The sequence below is a fragment of the Serratia sp. GW822-FHT06D09 genome, from assembly GCF_058799515.1.
The window spans coordinates 425,580-442,583 of sequence record NZ_JBXALO010000002.1; the positions used below are offsets into that span (position 1 = coordinate 425,580).

Annotated in this window: 18 protein-coding genes; 8 read left to right on the forward strand and 10 right to left on the reverse strand. The window is 56.4% G+C overall.

Going from position 1 to position 17,004, the window contains the following annotated elements; translation table 11 throughout:
- Positions 1–115 precede the first annotated feature (115 nt).
- The 5 genes from potG (at position 116) to rlmC (ending at position 4,980) form a co-directional block, all read left to right on the forward strand.
- The gene (gene potG, locus AC1RKG_RS05780) at positions 116–1,249 is read left to right on the forward strand and encodes a putrescine ABC transporter ATP-binding subunit PotG (protein ID WP_020826079.1); all 1,134 of its coding nucleotides are present in this window, start codon (positions 116–118) and stop codon (positions 1,247–1,249) included.
- 25 nt (positions 1,250–1,274) lie between these two features.
- Positions 1,275–2,240, forward strand: coding sequence for a putrescine ABC transporter permease PotH (potH, locus tag AC1RKG_RS05785; protein WP_020826080.1), 966 nt, complete (start codon positions 1,275–1,277; stop codon positions 2,238–2,240).
- Entirely contained in the window at positions 2,237–3,082 is an 846-nt protein-coding gene (gene potI, locus AC1RKG_RS05790; protein ID WP_020826081.1) for a putrescine ABC transporter permease PotI, read from the forward strand. Before potH ends, potI begins: the two co-directional genes overlap by 4 nt.
- Positions 3,083–3,304: 222 nt before the next feature.
- A complete protein-coding gene (locus AC1RKG_RS05795) occupies positions 3,305–3,784 on the forward strand; it encodes a YbjO family protein (protein WP_116691166.1) in 480 nt (159 codons plus the stop codon).
- Positions 3,785–3,852: 68 nt separating this feature from the next.
- The gene (gene rlmC / locus AC1RKG_RS05800) at positions 3,853–4,980 is read left to right on the forward strand and encodes a 23S rRNA (uracil(747)-C(5))-methyltransferase RlmC (RefSeq protein ID WP_493182341.1); all 1,128 of its coding nucleotides are present in this window, start codon (positions 3,853–3,855) and stop codon (positions 4,978–4,980) included.
- Positions 4,981–5,043: 63 nt separating this feature from the next.
- Here rlmC and artJ (AC1RKG_RS05805) read toward each other — a convergent pair whose 3' ends face one another.
- From artJ (AC1RKG_RS05805) to AC1RKG_RS05830, 6 genes are all read right to left on the reverse strand, one after another.
- Positions 5,044–5,778 carry an arginine ABC transporter substrate-binding protein gene (artJ, locus tag AC1RKG_RS05805; RefSeq protein WP_115059312.1) on the reverse strand — a complete coding sequence of 245 codons (735 nt, stop codon included), beginning with the start codon at positions 5,776–5,778 and terminating at the stop codon, positions 5,044–5,046.
- 207 nt (positions 5,779–5,985) lie between these two features.
- Positions 5,986–6,654 (reverse strand): arginine ABC transporter permease ArtM, encoded by a 669-nt coding sequence (gene artM / locus AC1RKG_RS05810; protein ID WP_129940212.1) that lies wholly within the window; start codon positions 6,652–6,654, stop codon positions 5,986–5,988.
- Positions 6,654–7,370 (reverse strand): arginine ABC transporter permease ArtQ, encoded by a 717-nt coding sequence (artQ, locus tag AC1RKG_RS05815; RefSeq protein ID WP_041414381.1) that lies wholly within the window; start codon positions 7,368–7,370, stop codon positions 6,654–6,656. The genes artM and artQ overlap by 1 nt, the downstream gene beginning before the upstream one ends.
- A gap of 9 nt (positions 7,371–7,379) precedes the next feature.
- A complete protein-coding gene (artJ, locus tag AC1RKG_RS05820) occupies positions 7,380–8,111 on the reverse strand; it encodes an arginine ABC transporter substrate-binding protein (protein WP_020826087.1) in 732 nt (243 codons plus the stop codon).
- Between the two features lie 33 nt (positions 8,112–8,144).
- Positions 8,145–8,873 (reverse strand): arginine ABC transporter ATP-binding protein ArtP, encoded by a 729-nt coding sequence (gene artP, locus AC1RKG_RS05825; protein WP_020826088.1) that lies wholly within the window; start codon positions 8,871–8,873, stop codon positions 8,145–8,147.
- 263 nt (positions 8,874–9,136) lie between these two features.
- Positions 9,137–9,685, reverse strand: a complete 549-nt coding sequence (locus tag AC1RKG_RS05830) for a lipoprotein (protein ID WP_020826089.1) — start codon at positions 9,683–9,685, stop codon at positions 9,137–9,139.
- A 161-nt stretch (positions 9,686–9,846) separates the two neighbouring features.
- Between AC1RKG_RS05830 and AC1RKG_RS05835 the strand changes: the two genes are divergently transcribed.
- Positions 9,847–10,170, forward strand: coding sequence for a heavy metal-binding domain-containing protein (locus AC1RKG_RS05835; RefSeq protein ID WP_020826090.1), 324 nt, complete (start codon positions 9,847–9,849; stop codon positions 10,168–10,170).
- 38 nt (positions 10,171–10,208) lie between these two features.
- Here the strand turns inward: AC1RKG_RS05835 and AC1RKG_RS05840 are convergent, their stop codons facing one another.
- Positions 10,209–11,726, reverse strand: coding sequence for a DUF3300 domain-containing protein (locus AC1RKG_RS05840; RefSeq protein ID WP_493182343.1), 1,518 nt, complete (start codon positions 11,724–11,726; stop codon positions 10,209–10,211).
- Positions 11,727–11,915: 189 nt separating this feature from the next.
- Between AC1RKG_RS05840 and AC1RKG_RS05845 the strand changes: the two genes are divergently transcribed.
- Positions 11,916–12,752, forward strand: coding sequence for an N-acetylmuramoyl-L-alanine amidase (locus tag AC1RKG_RS05845; RefSeq protein WP_046374018.1), 837 nt, complete (start codon positions 11,916–11,918; stop codon positions 12,750–12,752).
- On the opposite strand, the gene AC1RKG_RS05850 is transcribed toward AC1RKG_RS05845, so the two are convergent.
- Together AC1RKG_RS05850 and AC1RKG_RS05855 are read right to left on the reverse strand one after the other, a co-directional pair.
- Positions 12,753–13,763 (reverse strand): 3-beta-hydroxysteroid dehydrogenase, encoded by a 1,011-nt coding sequence (locus tag AC1RKG_RS05850; RefSeq protein WP_020826093.1) that lies wholly within the window; start codon positions 13,761–13,763, stop codon positions 12,753–12,755. It abuts the gene before it with no gap.
- 157 nt (positions 13,764–13,920) lie between these two features.
- Positions 13,921–15,360, reverse strand: coding sequence for a DUF2867 domain-containing protein (locus AC1RKG_RS05855; protein ID WP_493182345.1), 1,440 nt, complete (start codon positions 15,358–15,360; stop codon positions 13,921–13,923).
- A 145-nt stretch (positions 15,361–15,505) separates the two neighbouring features.
- On the opposite strand from AC1RKG_RS05855, the gene AC1RKG_RS05860 reads away from it, so the two are divergent.
- A complete protein-coding gene (locus tag AC1RKG_RS05860; protein ID WP_122078084.1) occupies positions 15,506–15,853 on the forward strand; it encodes a DUF1294 domain-containing protein in 348 nt (115 codons plus the stop codon).
- A gap of 36 nt (positions 15,854–15,889) precedes the next feature.
- Here AC1RKG_RS05860 and ltaE read toward each other — a convergent pair whose 3' ends face one another.
- Positions 15,890–16,906 (reverse strand): low-specificity L-threonine aldolase, encoded by a 1,017-nt coding sequence (gene ltaE, locus AC1RKG_RS05865; protein ID WP_493182346.1) that lies wholly within the window; start codon positions 16,904–16,906, stop codon positions 15,890–15,892.
- Positions 16,907–17,004 lie beyond the last annotated feature (98 nt).

The window sequence follows — 17,004 nt, forward strand, 5'->3', positions numbered from 1 at the left end:
GCCCGGCTTTCAGTGTTGTCTTGACCAGCAGGCGGGGCTACCCGCCTGCATTGCCATTTTGGGCCATGGCAATCGCCGTGGTTTTTTGTACTGTTTGCACCGGAGAGCACCCCGATTGAACGACGCTATCCCTCGTCCTCAAGCCAAGTCGCAGAAGGTCTTCACCCCTCTGCTGGAAATCCGTAACCTCACCAAAACCTTTGACGGCCAAAATGCGGTCGAAGACGTTAGCCTGACCATCTACAAAGGCGAAATATTTGCCCTGCTGGGCCCCTCCGGCTGCGGCAAGTCGACGCTGTTGCGCATGCTGGCCGGTTTTGAACAGCCGACGGAAGGGCAAATCGTGCTCGATGGGCAAGACATGTCGCACGTGCCGCCATACCAGCGGCCGATTAACATGATGTTCCAGTCCTACGCCCTGTTCCCGCACATGACGGTGGAGCAAAACATCGCCTTCGGCCTGAAACAGGACAAGATGCCGCGTGGGGAAATCACCGAGCGGGTAGCGGAAATGCTGTCGCTGGTCCATATGCAGGAGTTTGCCAAACGCAAGCCACACCAGCTTTCCGGCGGCCAACGCCAGCGTGTGGCGCTGGCGCGCAGCCTTGCCAAGCGGCCAAAGCTGCTGCTGCTGGATGAACCGATGGGCGCGCTGGATAAAAAACTGCGTGACCGCATGCAACTGGAAGTGACGGACATTCTTGAGCGCGTCGGCGTGACCTGCGTGATGGTCACCCACGATCAGGAAGAGGCGATGACCATGGCAGGCCGTATCGCCATCATGAATCGCGGCAAGTTTGTGCAGATCGGCGAGCCGGAAGAGATCTACGAACACCCGAACAGCCGTTTCAGCGCCGAGTTTATCGGTTCGGTCAACGTATTTGACTGCGTGCTGCAAGAGCGTCAGGACGATGCCCTGATCCTGCAAAGCCCCGGTTTGCGTCATGCAATCAAGGTAGACTCCGACGCCTCGGTGGTGGACGGGGTGCCGATCCAGGTTGCGTTGCGACCGGAAAAAATCATGCTGTGCGAAGAGATCCCGGAAGATGGCTGCAACTTTGCCGTGGGGGAGGTGGTGCACATTGCCTACCTTGGCGATTTGTCGATCTACCACGTGAAGCTGCTCAGCGGCCAGATGCTCAGCGCCCAATTGCAAAACGGTCACCGTTTCCGCAAAGGGATGCCGACCTGGGGCGACGAAGTGCGGCTGTGTTGGGAAGCCGACAGCTGTGTCGTGTTAACGGTGTGAATGGCGAAGGTGAGGAATAATCATTATGACAATGCTTGCTGAACGCACGCCGCCGGAACCGCCGGCCAACGGGCCCGGCCCGCTGAAAGCTTTTTTCCAGCGCCTGCAAATGGCCCACGGCCGCAAACTGGTGATTGCGGTGCCGCTGCTGTGGCTGACGTTGCTGTTCCTGCTACCGTTCCTGATTGTGTTCAAGATCAGCCTGGCGGAGCTGGCGCTGGCGGTCCCGCCCTACACTGACCTGATGAGTTGGGCTGACGGCAAGTTGGACATCGCGCTCAACTTCGCCAATTACCTGCAACTGACCGACGATCCGCTGTATCTGGACGCCTATCTGCAGTCGCTGCAGGTGGCGGCGGTGTCAACGGTGTGTTGCCTGATCATTGGTTATCCGTTGGCTTGGGCAGTGGCGCACAGCAAAGCATCAACCCGCAATATTTTGCTGCTGTTGGTGATCCTGCCATCGTGGACCTCATTTTTGATCCGCGTTTATGCCTGGATGGGCATTTTGAAAAACAACGGCATCCTTAACAATTTCTTGCTGTGGCTTGGGGTTATCGATCAGCCGCTGGTGATCCTGCATACCAATCTGGCGGTCTATATCGGCGTGGTTTACTCCTACCTGCCGTTTATGGTGCTGCCGATTTATACCGCCTTGACGCGGCTGGATTATTCGCTGGTGGAGGCCTCGCTGGATCTGGGCGCCAAACCGCTGAAAACCTTCTTCAGCGTGATTGTGCCGCTGACCCGCGGCGGTATCATTGCCGGTTCGATGCTGGTGTTTATTCCGGCGGTCGGCGAGTTCGTGATCCCGGAACTGCTGGGCGGGCCTGACAGTATTATGATTGGCCGGGTACTGTGGCAGGAATTCTTTAATAACCGCGATTGGCCGGTAGCTTCGGCGGTTGCCACCGTGATGCTGCTGCTGTTGATTTTGCCGATTATCTGGTTCCACAAGCACCAGAACAAGGAAATGGGGGGGCAGGGATGAACAACTTGCCGGTAGTGCGCTCACCGTGGCGTATCGCTATTTTGGTGCTTGGTTTCACCTTCCTGTATGCGCCGATGCTGATGCTGGTGATTTACTCGTTCAACAGTTCAAAACTGGTGACGGTGTGGGCGGGTTGGTCGACGCGTTGGTATACCGCGTTATTCCATGATTCGGCGATGATCAGCGCCGTCGGGCTCAGCCTGACCATTGCTGCCGCTTCAGCGACCGCCGCCGTAGTGCTTGGCGCGATTGCTGCGGTGGTGATGGTGCGTTTTGGCCGTTTTCGTGGTTCAACCGGCTTTGCCTTTATGTTAACCGCACCGCTGGTTATGCCGGATGTGATTACCGGTCTGTCGCTGCTGCTGCTGTTTGTGGCGATGGGGCATACCTTGGGTTGGCCGTCGGAACGCGGCATGTTCACCATCTGGCTGGCGCACGTCACCTTCTGTACTGCCTACGTTTCAGTAGTGATCAGTTCGCGCCTGCGTGAATTGGATCGCTCGATCGAAGAGGCCGCGATGGATTTGGGCGCGACGCCGTTGAAGGTGTTTTTCGTGATCACGCTGCCAATGATTGCACCGGCGCTGGTTGCCGGCTGGATGTTGGCATTCACACTGTCGCTGGATGACCTGGTGATTGCCAGCTTTGTCGCCGGGCCGGGCGCGACCACCTTGCCGATGCTGGTGTTCTCCAGCGTGCGTATGGGGGTTAATCCGGAAATCAACGCCCTGGCCAGTTTGATCCTGCTGGTGGTGGGGATTATCGGTCTGATCGCCTGGTGGTTTATGGCTCGCTCGGAAAAACAGCGATCGCGCGAATTACAAAAGGCCGCCCGTAGCTGAGTCTGATTAAACCTGCTATTTTTGCAATTATTGGTATTGCAATTGATTACCTGACTTTATATATCTCGTTTGAATATACCCTACAGCTTTAGATTTATAGCCAGGCGGCCAGCTCGCTCTTCCCCAGGCGCTTACTTAAGTAACTGGGGTGTGAGCGCAGGTAACCACGCTGCAACTTGAAAGATGAGGGTATAGACGGCGTTTTCGTTGCGGAACATGGACATGGCAGACATGCTGAACAGCAGGCAGGGAATGAGAACGACTTCAGATGCGCCAGTACCGGTGATGGTGGCCGGTACGGCGATGGTGGCTATCAAATGCATCAGCGTGCTGTTGCTGTTGGGTGAACTGGGCGTCGATGGCGCTCAGGAGTTTGTCAGCACCAGCGCCCAGGCCTGGGATTCCACCCTGATATTTTTGGCTGGTCTGGTGCTGCTGTGCCTGCAAATCAGCTGCGGTTTTGCGGTAATGCGCGGTCGCAATTGGGGGCGTTGGGTCTATGTGGCCTGTCAGTGTGCGGTGGTCGGTTATTTGCTGTTGGCGACCATCGGCAGCTTTTTGCCCGAAGTCTTTACCGTGGAGGGCGAGACCAGCGGCCAAATTCTGCACGTGTTAATCCTGCAGAAAATCCCCGATGTCGTCATCCTGGCCTTATTGTTCGTTCCTGCCACTAGCCGCCGCTATTTCGCCGCGCGCAATTGAGATTTTAAGGGCGTAGAGTGATAAACTCTGCGCCCTTAATTATTCACCCCGAACTCAGAGTCAACTTAATGCATTGCGCTTTGTATACGGCGGGCACCTGCCGTTCTTGTCAGTGGCTGGAAAAGCCTTACCCGCAGCAGCTGGCAGACAAACAGCATCACCTGCAATCCCTGCTGGCCGAACGCGACGTCGCGCATTGGCTGGCGCCGATTGCCGGCGAGCAGAGCGCATTTCGCAATAAGGCCAAAATGGTGGTCAGCGGCAGCGTAGAGCGCCCGTTGCTCGGCATGCTGCACCGCGATGGCACACCGGTTGATCTGAGTGGCTGTCCACTGTATCCCGCCAGTTTTGCGCCCATGTTCGCGGTGTTGAAAAGTTTTATCGCCCGCGCCGGTTTGACGCCCTATAACGTGGCGCGTAAGCGCGGGGAACTGAAGTACCTGCTGTTGACCGAAAGCACCCACAGCGGCGGCGTGATGCTGCGCTTTGTACTGCGTTCAGAGGGGAAATTGGCACAGCTGCGGGCGGCGTTGCCCTGGTTACAGCAGCAATTGCCACAACTCAGGGTGATCTCCGCCAATATTCAGCCGGTGCATATGGCGATTATGGAAGGAGAGCTGGAGATCCCACTGACCGAACAGCAGGCGCTGGAAGAGCAATTTAATCAGGTGCCGTTGTATATCCGCCCACAAAGTTTTTTCCAGACCAACCCAAAGGTGGCGGCTGAACTGTACGCTACCGCTCGTGACTGGGTTCGTGCATTGGGTATTGAAAGCATGTGGGACCTGTTCTGCGGTGTGGGAGGATTTGGCCTGCACTGTGCGCAGACGGATACCCGCCTGACCGGTATTGAGATCAGCGCCGAGGCGATTGCCTGTGCGCGTCAGTCAGCGAAAACGCTCGGTCTGCAACAGGTTAACTTCCAGGCGCTGGATTCCACGAAATTTGCCACCGCTGAGGGTAGCGTCCCCCAATTAGTGCTGGTCAATCCGCCACGGCGCGGCATCGGCAAGGATTTGTGCGACTATCTGAATCAGATGGCGCCCGGCTATATTCTCTATTCGAGTTGTAACGCCGAGACGATGGCGAAAGACATTGGGATGTTGCCGGATTACCGCATTGAACGCGTGCAACTGTTCGATATGTTCCCTCATACCGCCCACTACGAAGTGCTGACTCTGCTGGTGCGCCACTAAAGGCGTTTTGGGCAATAAGGATACAGTTTGAAATAGGGCGTGCATACCACGCCCTGGAGAGACTTACTGCGGGAACCACTTGTCGTTGATGGCTTTGTAGGTGCCGTCGGCCTTGATGGCGTCCAGAGCGGCATTCAGCTTGGCCAGCAGCGCCTGGTTGTCCGGACGCACAGCAATGCCCAGGCCGGTGCCGAAGTATTGGGCATCGGTAACGTGCTCGCCGACCGGCGCCAATTGCGGGTTATTCTTCAGCCACTCGTTGACTACCGCGGTATCACCGAACACGCCGTCAATACGGCCATTTTTCAGTTCGAGAATGGCGTTCTGGTAGCTGTCATAAGAGACGGTGTTAATCTCTGGGTGCTTATCCTGCATGTATTTTTGATGGGTGGTGCCGTTCTCCATGCCGATCTTTTTGCCTTTCAGATCCGCCAGCGAGCTGAATTTGCCTTTCTGCGCGATGACGATCGCCGAGTTGGCGTAGTAAGGTTGGGTAAAGGAAACCTGCTTGCTGCGCTCTGGCGTGATGTCCATACCGGAAATCACCGCGTCGTATTTTTTGAATTTCAGGGCGGCGATCAGGCTGTCGAACGCCTGATTGGTAAAGGTGCATTCGGCTTTCATTTGCTTGCACAGCGCGGTAGCCAGATCGATATCAAACCCGACAATCTTGTTGCTGGCATCCAGCGATTCGAAGGGGGGATAGGTGGCGGAAGAGGCGAAGCGAATGGTCTCAGCTGCACTGGCGTTGAAGGCGATGCCCGCCAATACCGTAGCGGCAAGTAATAGTTTTTTCATGCGTAAAGCTCCTGTCTGCAAGTCTGCGTGTTTTTATCTCTTCACCGCTTGATTTTACTGACAATAACCCAAAGGTTTTGGCGGCTGTTTATCGACGTTTACCCTGACATTTAATGCATTAATATGCAATATAAATGATTAAAAAATTACGACGAAAATAAAAAAGCCCTGCACGATGGCAGGGCTCCGAGACCTGAGGGAGCGGGCTCAGTTGCGGCGCTCGAATGCCAACGCCCGACGCTCGACCATGCGCATCAACAACGTCAGCAGGCCGTTGACGCACAGATAGACCAACCCGGCAGCACCAAACACCATCACGTCATAGGTACGGCCATACATCAGTTGGCTGTATCCCATCACTTCCATCAGGGTAATGGTGTAGGCCAGCGAGGTGCTCTTGAACACCAACACCACTTCATTGGAGTAAGACGACAGTGCGCGCTTGAAGGCAAAGGGCAGCAGGATACGCAACGACTGGGCACGCGACATGCCAAGCGCTTCGCAAGATTGCCACTGACCGGCGGGGATCGCCCGCACCGCACCGTAAAACAGCTGGGTAGTGTAGGCCGCGCTGTTCAGCGCCAATGCGATCATCGCACACAGCCACGGCTGCGACAGCAGATCCCACAACCACGGATATTCGCGGATCGCCGGGAACTGGCCGGGGCCGTAGTAGATCAGGAAGATCTGCACCAGCAGCGGCGTACCGGTGAACAGGGTGATATAGATTTTCACCAGCGGCGTCAGGATCGGCGTTTTCAGCGTCAGGATCACCGTCAGCACCAATGACAGCAGCAGTGCCACGATCAGCGCGGTAACGGTCAGCGTCAGACTGGTGTGCAGCCCTTTGATAATTTCCGGCAAGAACTCAAACATCAGGCTGGCCCCCGCTCAAAACGCGTGGTGCGCAGTTCAATGCGTTTGATGATGTACTGGCTAAACAGGGTCACCACCAAATAGATGGCCGCCGCGATCACATACCAGGTAAAAGGCTCCTGGGTGCGAGTGGCGATGCTCTTGGTCTGCAGCATCAGATCGTTAACGCTGATCAGCGACACCAGCGCGGTATCCTTCAGTAAAACCAGCCACTGGTTGCCTAGCCCTGGCAGGGCGTGGCGCCACATCTGCGGCATGATCAGGCGAAAGAAAATCGCTGCGGTACTCATCCCCAGTGCCTGGCCGGATTCCCATTGCCCCTGTGGCACCGCTTTGAGCGCCCCGCGCAATGTTTGTGACGCATAGGCGGAATAGAGCAGGGCGAGGGCAATTACGCCACACAGGAACGGGCTGACTTCAAAATTATCAATCGCCAGCTGGACGGGCAGCTGGAACAGGCCAAAGTTCAGGGTGAAGCCGTCGGACAGCATCAACAGCAGCTGCGATGAGCCGAAATAGATGAACAGCACCACCAGAATTTCCGGCAGGCCGCGCAACAGCGTAACCCAGGCGGTGCCTAGCCAACTGACCACTTTCCAGCGCGATGACTCCCAGACGGCAAACAGCATCGCCAGGATCAACCCGAGGATAAGGGCACAAACGGCAAGGCCGACGGTCATCCCGGCGGCGCTTGCTAGAGGTTGAATTTCATTCATGGGGATAGATTACTGCTGGAACCATTTTTTGTAGATGGTTTCGTAAGTCCCATCCTGTTTGATCTTGTCGAGGGCGGCATTGAACTTGCCCTGCAGATCGGTATTTTTCTGACGAACGGCAATGCCCAGCCCGGTACCGAAGTAGTCTTTGTCGGTCACCTTATCGCCTACCGCGGCCAGAGCGGCATTCTGTTTCAGCCATTCGTTGACCACTGCGGTGTCACCAAATACCGCGTCAACGCGACCATTCTTCAGATCCAAAATGGCGTTCTGATAGCTGTCGTAAGGCACGGTGGTGATTTCAGGGTGCTTATCGGTCAGGTATTTCTGGTGTGTCGTACCGTTCTGCACGCCCACTTTTTTGCCTTTCAGCGCCGCTACGTCGGCAACTTTGCCCTTCTGGGCGACAAACAGCGCGGAGTTGTCGTAATACGGTTTGGTAAACAGCACCTGTTTTTCACGTTCAGGCGTGATGTCCATACCGGCCATGACCGCGTCAAAACGCTTGAACTTCAGGCTTGGGATCAGGCTGTCAAAAGCCTGATTGGTGAAGCTGCACTCGGCCTGCATCTCTTTACACAGGGCATTGGCCAGATCGACGTCAAACCCCTGGATCTTGTTGCCGGCGTCAATAAATTCAAACGGAGGATAAGAAGCTTCGGTAGCGAAACGGATCGTTTCGGCTGCAGAGGCGGAAACGCTGATGCCAGCCAGAACGGCGGCGATTATTAGTTTTTTCATCGCAAACTCCCCAAATTACAGCAAGTAAAATTGTTAGTGTGATAAGTAATTGGCAAACTCGGTGGTCTGCGGCTGCGCAAAGTGGCTGGCATCGCCTTGTTCCACTACGTGGCCGTTTTCCATGTAGACCACGCGGCTGGCGGTTTTGCGCGCCACTTCCACTTCGTGGGTGACGATCACCTGGGTGATCCCGGTGCCGGCCAGCTCGCGAATGATGCTGACGATTTGGGCGGTGATTTCAGGATCCAGCGCGGCGGTCGGTTCGTCGAACAGCAGCACCTGCGGCTCCATCATCAGCGCACGGGCAATGGCCACGCGTTGCTGCTGGCCGCCGGAAAGGTGCAGCGGGAAACGGTCGGCAAAATCGGTCAGGCGCAAACGCTTCAGCAACTTGTCGGCACGCTCCATCGCCTGAGCCTTGGTCAGGCCAAGCACGCGACACGGCGCTTCGATCAGGTTTTGCACCACGGTAAGGTGAGGCCAGAGATTATATTGTTGGAATACCATGCCGACGTTCTGACGCAGCTCACGAATGGCTTTCTCGCCAGGGGCCTGCTTGAAGTCGAATTGATTGCCGGCGATCTGCAACTGACCCGAGCGCGGCATTTCCAGCAGGTTCAACACCCGCAGCAATGAACTTTTCCCCGCGCCGCTTGGACCCAGCAGCACTAAAGTTTCCCCTGCTGGGCAATCCAGCGTGATGTCAAACAGCGCCTGATGTGCGCCGTAATAGCAGTTGATACCGTTAAGTTGAATGCTCATGCGCCAGAATTGAATAGATATTGATGCCGCGAATGTTAACTTCCACAGAATACTTATGCAATCTTTGTGCGTTAAAATTTATTACTGCGCGGCAGGATAGTAAAAGAATAGCACAAGATACCGCGAGTCAGGTTCGAAGGGGGGATTTGTCGTGCACGCTGTGAGGTATGTAGCGAAAATTCTCAAAGTGAACGAATGTTGAGCGGAATCAAGGCATTTTTTTACCCACCGGCATCAAGCAGATGACGGTGGGGCGTGTGAGCTTACTGGTTTTCCAATACCTGACGCAGCGTCCCGCTGGCGGCATGCGGCGGCACGTTCAGATAGCGGATATCATCCACCACCCAACAGGTGCCTTCACGCACCATCAGCACCTCATCCTGCCAGTTGACCGCGCTGCCGCCGTCCTTCTGGTAGCTGAGCTGTACGCGCAATGGAATATTTTTTGCGTCGGTATTCGGGATGGTAGAAGCGCTGGCGACGGTGGCGCTGGTCGGTCCCTGCGCGTTGCCGGTAAACAGATCGCCAGTGACCTGATGTTTGCCCGGGTTCTGGTTGGCGGTCACCAGATCCTGATACAGCACTTTACTCAGGTAAGGTTGCAACTGCGCCAGACGGTTGCTGTCGGGCAGGGTGGTAGCGGCGCCCTGTTGCAGGCGTAGATCGTAAAATTTCTGTGCGACCGTATCCGGGCCGCCTTCCACACAACCGCCGGTACGGGAGCCGATATCCTTGAATGCCGGTTCGACGGTGGTGCAGGCACTCAGTAACAGCGCTAAGGGCAAAACAGCCGCAATCGTTTTTGTTTTCATCTCATTACCTTATGTGAAAGTCTCTACCATGAAGACCATTAGCCTACAGTATAAATGCGATTTCTGGCCTTGCATTCGTACTGCGTGCCATTTCAATACAGAACATAATGCCAAATCAATGGTCAGATAAGTGCGATGAATCAATCAAGCAAGGAGTTTTCATGCAGCTTTCCACTACCCCGACCCTGGAAGGGTTTACTATTACCGAGTACTGCGGCGTTGTCACCGGCGAGGCCATTTTGGGCGCGAATATTTTCCGCGATTTTTTTGCCGGCGTGCGCGACATCGTGGGCGGCCGTTCGGGCGCTTATGAGAAAGAGCTGCGTAAAGCGCGCCTGATTGCCTTCCGGGAATTGGAGGAGCAAGCGAAAGAATTGGGCGCCAATGCGGTGGTCGGCATTGATATCGATTACGAAACCGTGGGTAAAGACAGCAGCATGTTAATGGTGACCGTCAGCGGTACCGCGGTGAAAGTCAGCCGCTAATCCTTTCTTTGCCCCCGGCCAAGGCCGGGGGCATTCGTTTATCCTACTTTGTGTTCTTCCACTTTTAGCGGGCGATGTTCCTGCGGTTTGGCCGCTGGGGCAGGGTGATGCTGTGCCTGTTGAATCTGTGGCTGATGGAACGGCGTTGGTGCGCTATGTGACATCATGGCATTTGGCCGTGGTTGAACCGGCTGTGGGCGAATAACGTTAGCCTTGGGCGCGACGTGTTCGACAGGTTCAACGGCCGGCAACTGCGCCCTTTGCTGTACGCTGACAGGTGTCGGTAGATGTTGTTCAGGCGTACGAGCCGGTCGCATCTCGGCCTGATGAACGGGGGCCGTGACTGTCGCTGGGTGCGGGCGCACGGCTGCCGGTGTTGAATGAGCGAAACTCGGCAGGGTCATTGGCTGCTGAACATGGGCGACCGGTGTCATCGCATGGGGCGCTGGCGTAGCTGCATGGGCAAAGTTCGGCGCCGTCATCGGCTGGCGTTCATTGGCTGCGACGGGCGGCGTAAAATGTGGCTGTTGCAGGTTGGCAACCTTAGGGGCTGCATAAGGCGTTGGTGCGGCAAAATGCGGCACCTGATTGACTGGCGCATTGTGATAGTTATTCACCGTGGTGCTGCGATTCACATTATTGTATTGGTTGATATTGGTGACACGGTTAATCACCGTGGTGGAGTGCGAGATATAAGGCGCATTGTTATAGACCACCGGTTGACGCCGATCGTTCCAGCGCACGTCCCAGCTATGCCAGTTGTCATGATGCTGATTGATCAATGCCCCGACCGCGACGCCCACGCCAAAACTGATCACGCCTGCCGCCAGCATATCGCCACTGCTATAGCCTGAGGCACTCTGATAGTGATAGCTCGGGTAGGCCGGGACAGGTTCGCCATAGGCCACCCAGGGATCGTAACGCGGCACGTAAACCACATCCGGTTGGCTGGGCTCGATGACAATGGTTTGCGCCGGCGCAACCACGACGCTTTGCGGATAGGGTTGCGGTTCAACGTAACGGGTTGCAGGCGTGATGACCACCCTTTGTTGCGGCGACGTTTTCAGCGTGCCTTTGGCGGCGGCACGTTGGCGCATGACCTGAATGGCGTTCATCACGTCGGTAGGGTCGTTGAGATAAGCGCTGCCCAGCGCGGTGGTCCAGGGAATATTTTTAGCCATCTGATCCAGCACGTCAGGAAATTGTACCAAACCGCGCACGCTGGGGTCCCAGGGTTGAGCGCCAGCGGCTGCGGTGAGCGCGGCCGGTTGCAGCCCCCTGTTTTGCGCCAGCCAGTTATCCACCGCGCTGATTTGATCGGGATAACCCGCACCGGCCAGCACCTGCGCCAACAGTTTGTCAGGAAAAAGCGCCACCGGGCTGACCAGTTGATACAATTGATCGGCACTCAGTGGCGTATAGGTTGATGCTGCCGCGGGCGTGGCCACAGCAGGCGCGCTTCCCCCCATGGTATTGGCCACCGTTTTTTGGTCACAGCCGCTGAGCGGCAGCATGGCGATGCAGATCAGCCAGGCGACAGGGTTGAGCTTGAACATGAGCGACTCACTTTTATCAGCGCAGGTAATACTATGAAGCTATCATCTGCCATGGAGTCCGCCAGCGCGGCGCAACACTCACTTGCATATCTGGCCTCTCTGTCATCATTTATTGATTAACTTGATTATTGGATACAGATTAATCAATTTGAGTTACAAATTTGAGCCGCTCGACGGCAGGAGGGATTCGTGAAAATTTGGCCAGGGATATTTGCTGCCGCATTGCTTGCCGGCTGCCAAAGCGCACCGCAAAGCACCACCATAGACCGGGGCGACTATCAGTTGGAAACCCTGCATCAGGCGCAGGGAGCAGACCAGCGCATTCGTTTTCTGGTGATGCATTACACCGCAGAAGATTTCCATTCCTCGCTTAAAACCCTGACGGATGAACACGTCAGCGCGCACTATCTGCTGCCCGCACACCCACCGTTGGTACAGGGTAAACCGGTGGCGTTTCAACTGGTGCCTGAAGCCCTGCGCGCATGGCATGCCGGGGCCAGCACCTGGCGCGGCAGAACCAACCTGAACGATACCTCGATAGGGATTGAAATAGTCAATCGCGGGTTCAACCGCACCCTGTTGTTTACCCATTGGCAGCCCTATACGCCACAGCAAATAGCCCTGTTGATCCCGCTGAGCCGCGATATCATCCAACGCTATGGCATTCAGCCGACAGACGTAGTGGGGCACAGCGATATAGCGCCCCAACGCAAACAGGACCCGGGCCCGTTATTCCCCTGGCGGCAACTGGCGCAGGCCGGTATTGGCGCCTGGCCGGACGAGCAGCAGGTGCAGAAGCTACTGGCCGGCCGCGACAAGCAGGCGGCCGTGCCCCTGGCCCCCTTGATCGAAAAGCTGGCGCGTTACGGTTATGGTATTGACGCTCGGTGGGATGTCAGGCAGCAGAAGAACGTGCTGGCGGCGTTTCAGATGCATTTCCGGCCCAGCGATTATCGCGGTGAGCCGGATGCGGAGACGGAGGCGATCGTTGATGCCTTGCTGTTGAAGTACGGGGCAGCTCGCTAATTAAAGGCCGTGCAGTTTACCGTGTTCTTTTAGCCAGCGAGCGGTGCGGGAAATGCCTTCATCGAGCGAAACTATCGGCCGGTAATCCAACTCCTGCTGGGCACGAGTGGTGTCCAGCGTCAGATCAAAATTGAGCTTGGCGACCCCATAGTGGGTCAGTACCGGCTCTTTCTCGCTTTTGCTGCCGAGTTTCTCCATGCCGCGCGCCATCATATCGAGCATGGGATAGGGCACAGAGCGGATCCGGCACTTCATCCCCAACTCGTCAATTAACTGCTGCACCACGCTGTGCAACTGACGTGGCTGCTGATTGGTGATGTTATAAGCGCGGCCGGACGGGGTATTTTCTTTCTGGGTGGCCAGCCACATGGCGTGCACCGCGTTTTCCAGATAGGTCATGTCTACCAGAGCCGCGCCGCCGCGTGGCAGCAGCAGGTTGCCGTAGCGTTTGATCATCTGCAACAGGCGCGGCAGCATCACTTTGTCATGCGGCCCGAACAACCCCTGAGGACGCAGGATGGTGAAGTGGGTTTGCGGGTTGGACATCGCCAACTGCTGGATCACCTGTTCACCGGCGGCTTTGCTGCGCGCAAACTCGTTGGCATAGCGCGCGGGGCGGAAGTCTTCGGTAATGTTGCGATGGTGATGGTAATCGAAGTAGATCGCCGGCGAAGAGATATGGATAAACTGTGAAACGCCGTAGGCCGCTGCCCACTCGCCCAAGCGACGGGTAGCACGCACGTTGGCCAGTTCGAAGGCTTCTTCGGTGCCCCATGGCGAGGTGAAGCTGGAACAGTGCCACAGCACGTCCACGTCGGCCAGCATGGCTTTGGCCTGCGATGAGATCAGGTTGGTGAGATCGGCATGAATGAATTCCGCGCCCATTTTTTCCAGCAGACTGCCCATGGCCTGGTTGCGGCCGGTGGCACGCACTTTAATGCCCTGGCGGCGGAGATATTCAACGGCGTTACGGCCTAACCCACTGGTTGCACCGGTGACCAATACCTTCATAACGAACTCTATTCTCACCAAAAATCAGAATGCTGACGGCCTTCAGCGGCGTTCCAGCAAATAAGATGCCATTCTTCCGTTATTTCGTGCGCTATGCAATCGGAAAGGCCCTAACCGCAGCAGTAAACTGTGCGGTTGATCGACAAATAAGCGATGGTCAGGACATATTGCGCGGGTTCTCTTCGGCCAGCCTGGCGATACGGCGCGCCATACCGCGAAAAATGAACAGGTGAGCGGGCATCATGGCGAACCAATACAGCAGTCCGCTAAAACCGGCAGGGTGCCACCAGGCACGCACATCCAGGGTGCGGTGGTCGCCATGATCTTTGATGGTGAACACCAGCCGGCCCAACCCCGGTGCTTTCATGCCGAACAGCAACGCCAACTGCCGCAGTGGTTTAATGGTGATGACCTTCCAGCCATCGACCAGGTCGCCAATGGCCAACGTCTCACGCTGGGGGCGGCCATAAACCACGCGATTGCCGATCATATCGTCCATGCGGGCACGGATTTTCCACAGGATATTGGCGTAAAAATAGCCCTCTTTCCCGCCCAGTTGCTGCACCGTATGCCACAGCGCCTGGCTGGAGGCCTGGGTTTCCAGCGAACAGCCCGCCTGTTTCGGGTAGAAGCCATAGCCTGGTCGCCAGCGGGCTCGTGCTTCCGGATCGTAGCCCCAGTCGGCGGAGTCGACCACTTCTTCCTCGCGCCGCAGGGTAGCTGTCACCGCCTGATCGAAGGTTTGCAGCGTCTGCGGGATCAGAGCCTGTAGCGGTTTACCGTCGGCGGGAAGATCGTGGTTCAACCCCTGGATCAACGCATTGGCGATCGAGGTGGGCACCGAGGTGATCATGCTGATGAACCATACCGAGATAAACCGGGTGGGCAAGGGTATGGGGATCAGCCAGCGTTTTTTGCCGCTGATGGCAATGAAGCGTTCAAACATTGTTTGATAACTGATGTACTCCGGGCCGGCGACGTCAAAAATGCGGTTTTCTTCCGCCGGGTGCGCCAGCAGATCGGCCAGATACACCAGCAGATTTTCCAACGCGACCGGCGAAGATTTGGAACGCACCCAGCGCGGCGGGGTTAGCACCGGCAGGTTGTAGACCATATCGCGCATAATTTCGAAGGCCGCCGAACCGGGGCCGACAATGATACTGGCGCGCAGTTCGGTGACCGGTACGCCGCTCTGGCGCAAGATCTCCCCGGTCAGCTTGCGTGCCACCAGGTGCGGTGAACTCTCGCCTTCCGGTTGCAGCGCACCGAGAAAAATGACCTGTTTTACGCTGGCGTTGCGTAGCGCATCGCGCAGATTCTCCGCCGCCTGGCGTTCTTTTTCGATAAAGTCATCACCGTCGCCCATACCGTGGATCAGATAATAAACGGCGTCGATCTCCCACAGCGCGGCGGTCAGGGTTTCTGGTTGGTAGACATCCACATACTGGCAGTTGACCTGCGGCCAATGCTGCTCCTGAAGCCATTCAAGGCGGCGCGCGGCGGCGGTAATGCCGTGTCCCTGTTCGATCAGGTGAGGGATCAGGTTCTGGCCAATATAGCCGCTGGCTCCAAGAACCAATACGCGTTGAGGTGTCATTAGCGCTGCCTTATGCAGTGGAAGTCGATGACAGCATGCCAAACTCAGGGTTTAAATGCACTTTTTGTGTGGTTATGCGGGCATTGCATCCACCTTAAGGCAGCGTCACACTACGCACCGTTTGTCTGTGCTAAGCCGAAAAAATATGAAACTCAATGCCGTTTGTTATGCCCTGTTAGGTCTGGCGCTGATCGCCAGTTTATTTTTCCTGCATCCGATTTGGATGTGGTGGCTGTTGGCTAACCTGCTGACGTTATTGGTGTACGGTGTCGATAAACTGGCCGCGCGCAAGGGGTGGCGTCGGGTGCCTGAAAGCACGCTATGGGTGTTCGGGCTGGTGGGTGGCTGGATTGGGGCGATCGTTGCGCAGCAATTGTTCCGTCACAAAACCCAAAAACAGCCGTTCAAAAGTTGGTTTATCTTCAGCGTGGTGTTGAACGTCGTGGCAACGTTGGCGATCTGGTATTGGGTTTACGGCCGCTGGATCCTCTAAAACACGGGGCGTGTTAGCGCCCCGTTGAGGCATGCATCAGGCATGCTGCTTGAGGAATTGTTGCCACAAATCGACCACGTGCTGTAAATCCTGACGGCTGACGTCGAGGTGGGTCAAAATACGCGTCAGCGGACCGCTGCTGATCAGCACGCCGCGCTCGCGCATCCAGGGGCCCAGTTTTGCCGCCAATTCAGGGGACTGACGCAGGTACAGTACGTTGGTTTGCGCGCCCGGCTCGGCGATCTCCACGCCAATGTTTTGCAACTGCTGTTCCAGCCACTTGGCGTTATCGTGATCTTCCCGCAACCGTTCGACATTATGCTCCAGCGCATAGAGTCCCGCGGCGGCCAGAATACCGGCCTGACGCAGGCCGCCGCCGGTCATTTTGCGCCAGCGTATCGCCTGCTGAATAAAGGCTTCGCTGCCGCACAACAACGAGCCTACCGGTGCGCCCAGCCCTTTCGACAGGCAAATGGTGAAGGTGTCGCAATACTGCACGATCTCTTTCAGCGGCACATTCAGCGCAACTGCGGCGTTGAAGATGCGCGCCCCGTCGATATGCAGTGCCAGCTTGTGTTCACGGCTGAATTGCCAGGCCTGTTGCAGGTACGCCAACGGTAACACGCGGCCGCTGATGGTGTTTTCCAGGCTCAGCAGACGGGTTCTGGCAAAGTGGATATCATCGGGTTTAATTGCCGCCGCAACCTTGTCCAGCGGCAGGGTACCGTCCGGGTTGGCTTCAATCGGCTGCGGTTGGATGCTACCCAGTACCGCGGCACCGCCGGCTTCGTATTTATAGTTATGCGCCTGCTGGCCGACGATGTATTCGTCACCGCGCTGGCAATGGCTCAGCAGCGCTACCAGGTTTGCTTGGGTGCCGCTTGGCAAGAACAGCGCCGCCTCTTTACCGGACAGGCGAACCGCTTCCGCCTCCAGTGCGTTGACCGTGGGGTCATCGCCATAAACGTCATCACCGACTTCGGCCTGGGCCATGACTTCACGCATAGCGGCGCTGGGGCGGGTTACTGTGTCGCTGCGTAGATCAATAAGCATAAAAATTCCTTATCCCATTGATCTTTCAAGCTGCAGCGTTGTTGGCTGCAACTTGAAATCTATTGGGGATAGCTAATGTGAAAGAGAATGCGGTTTTC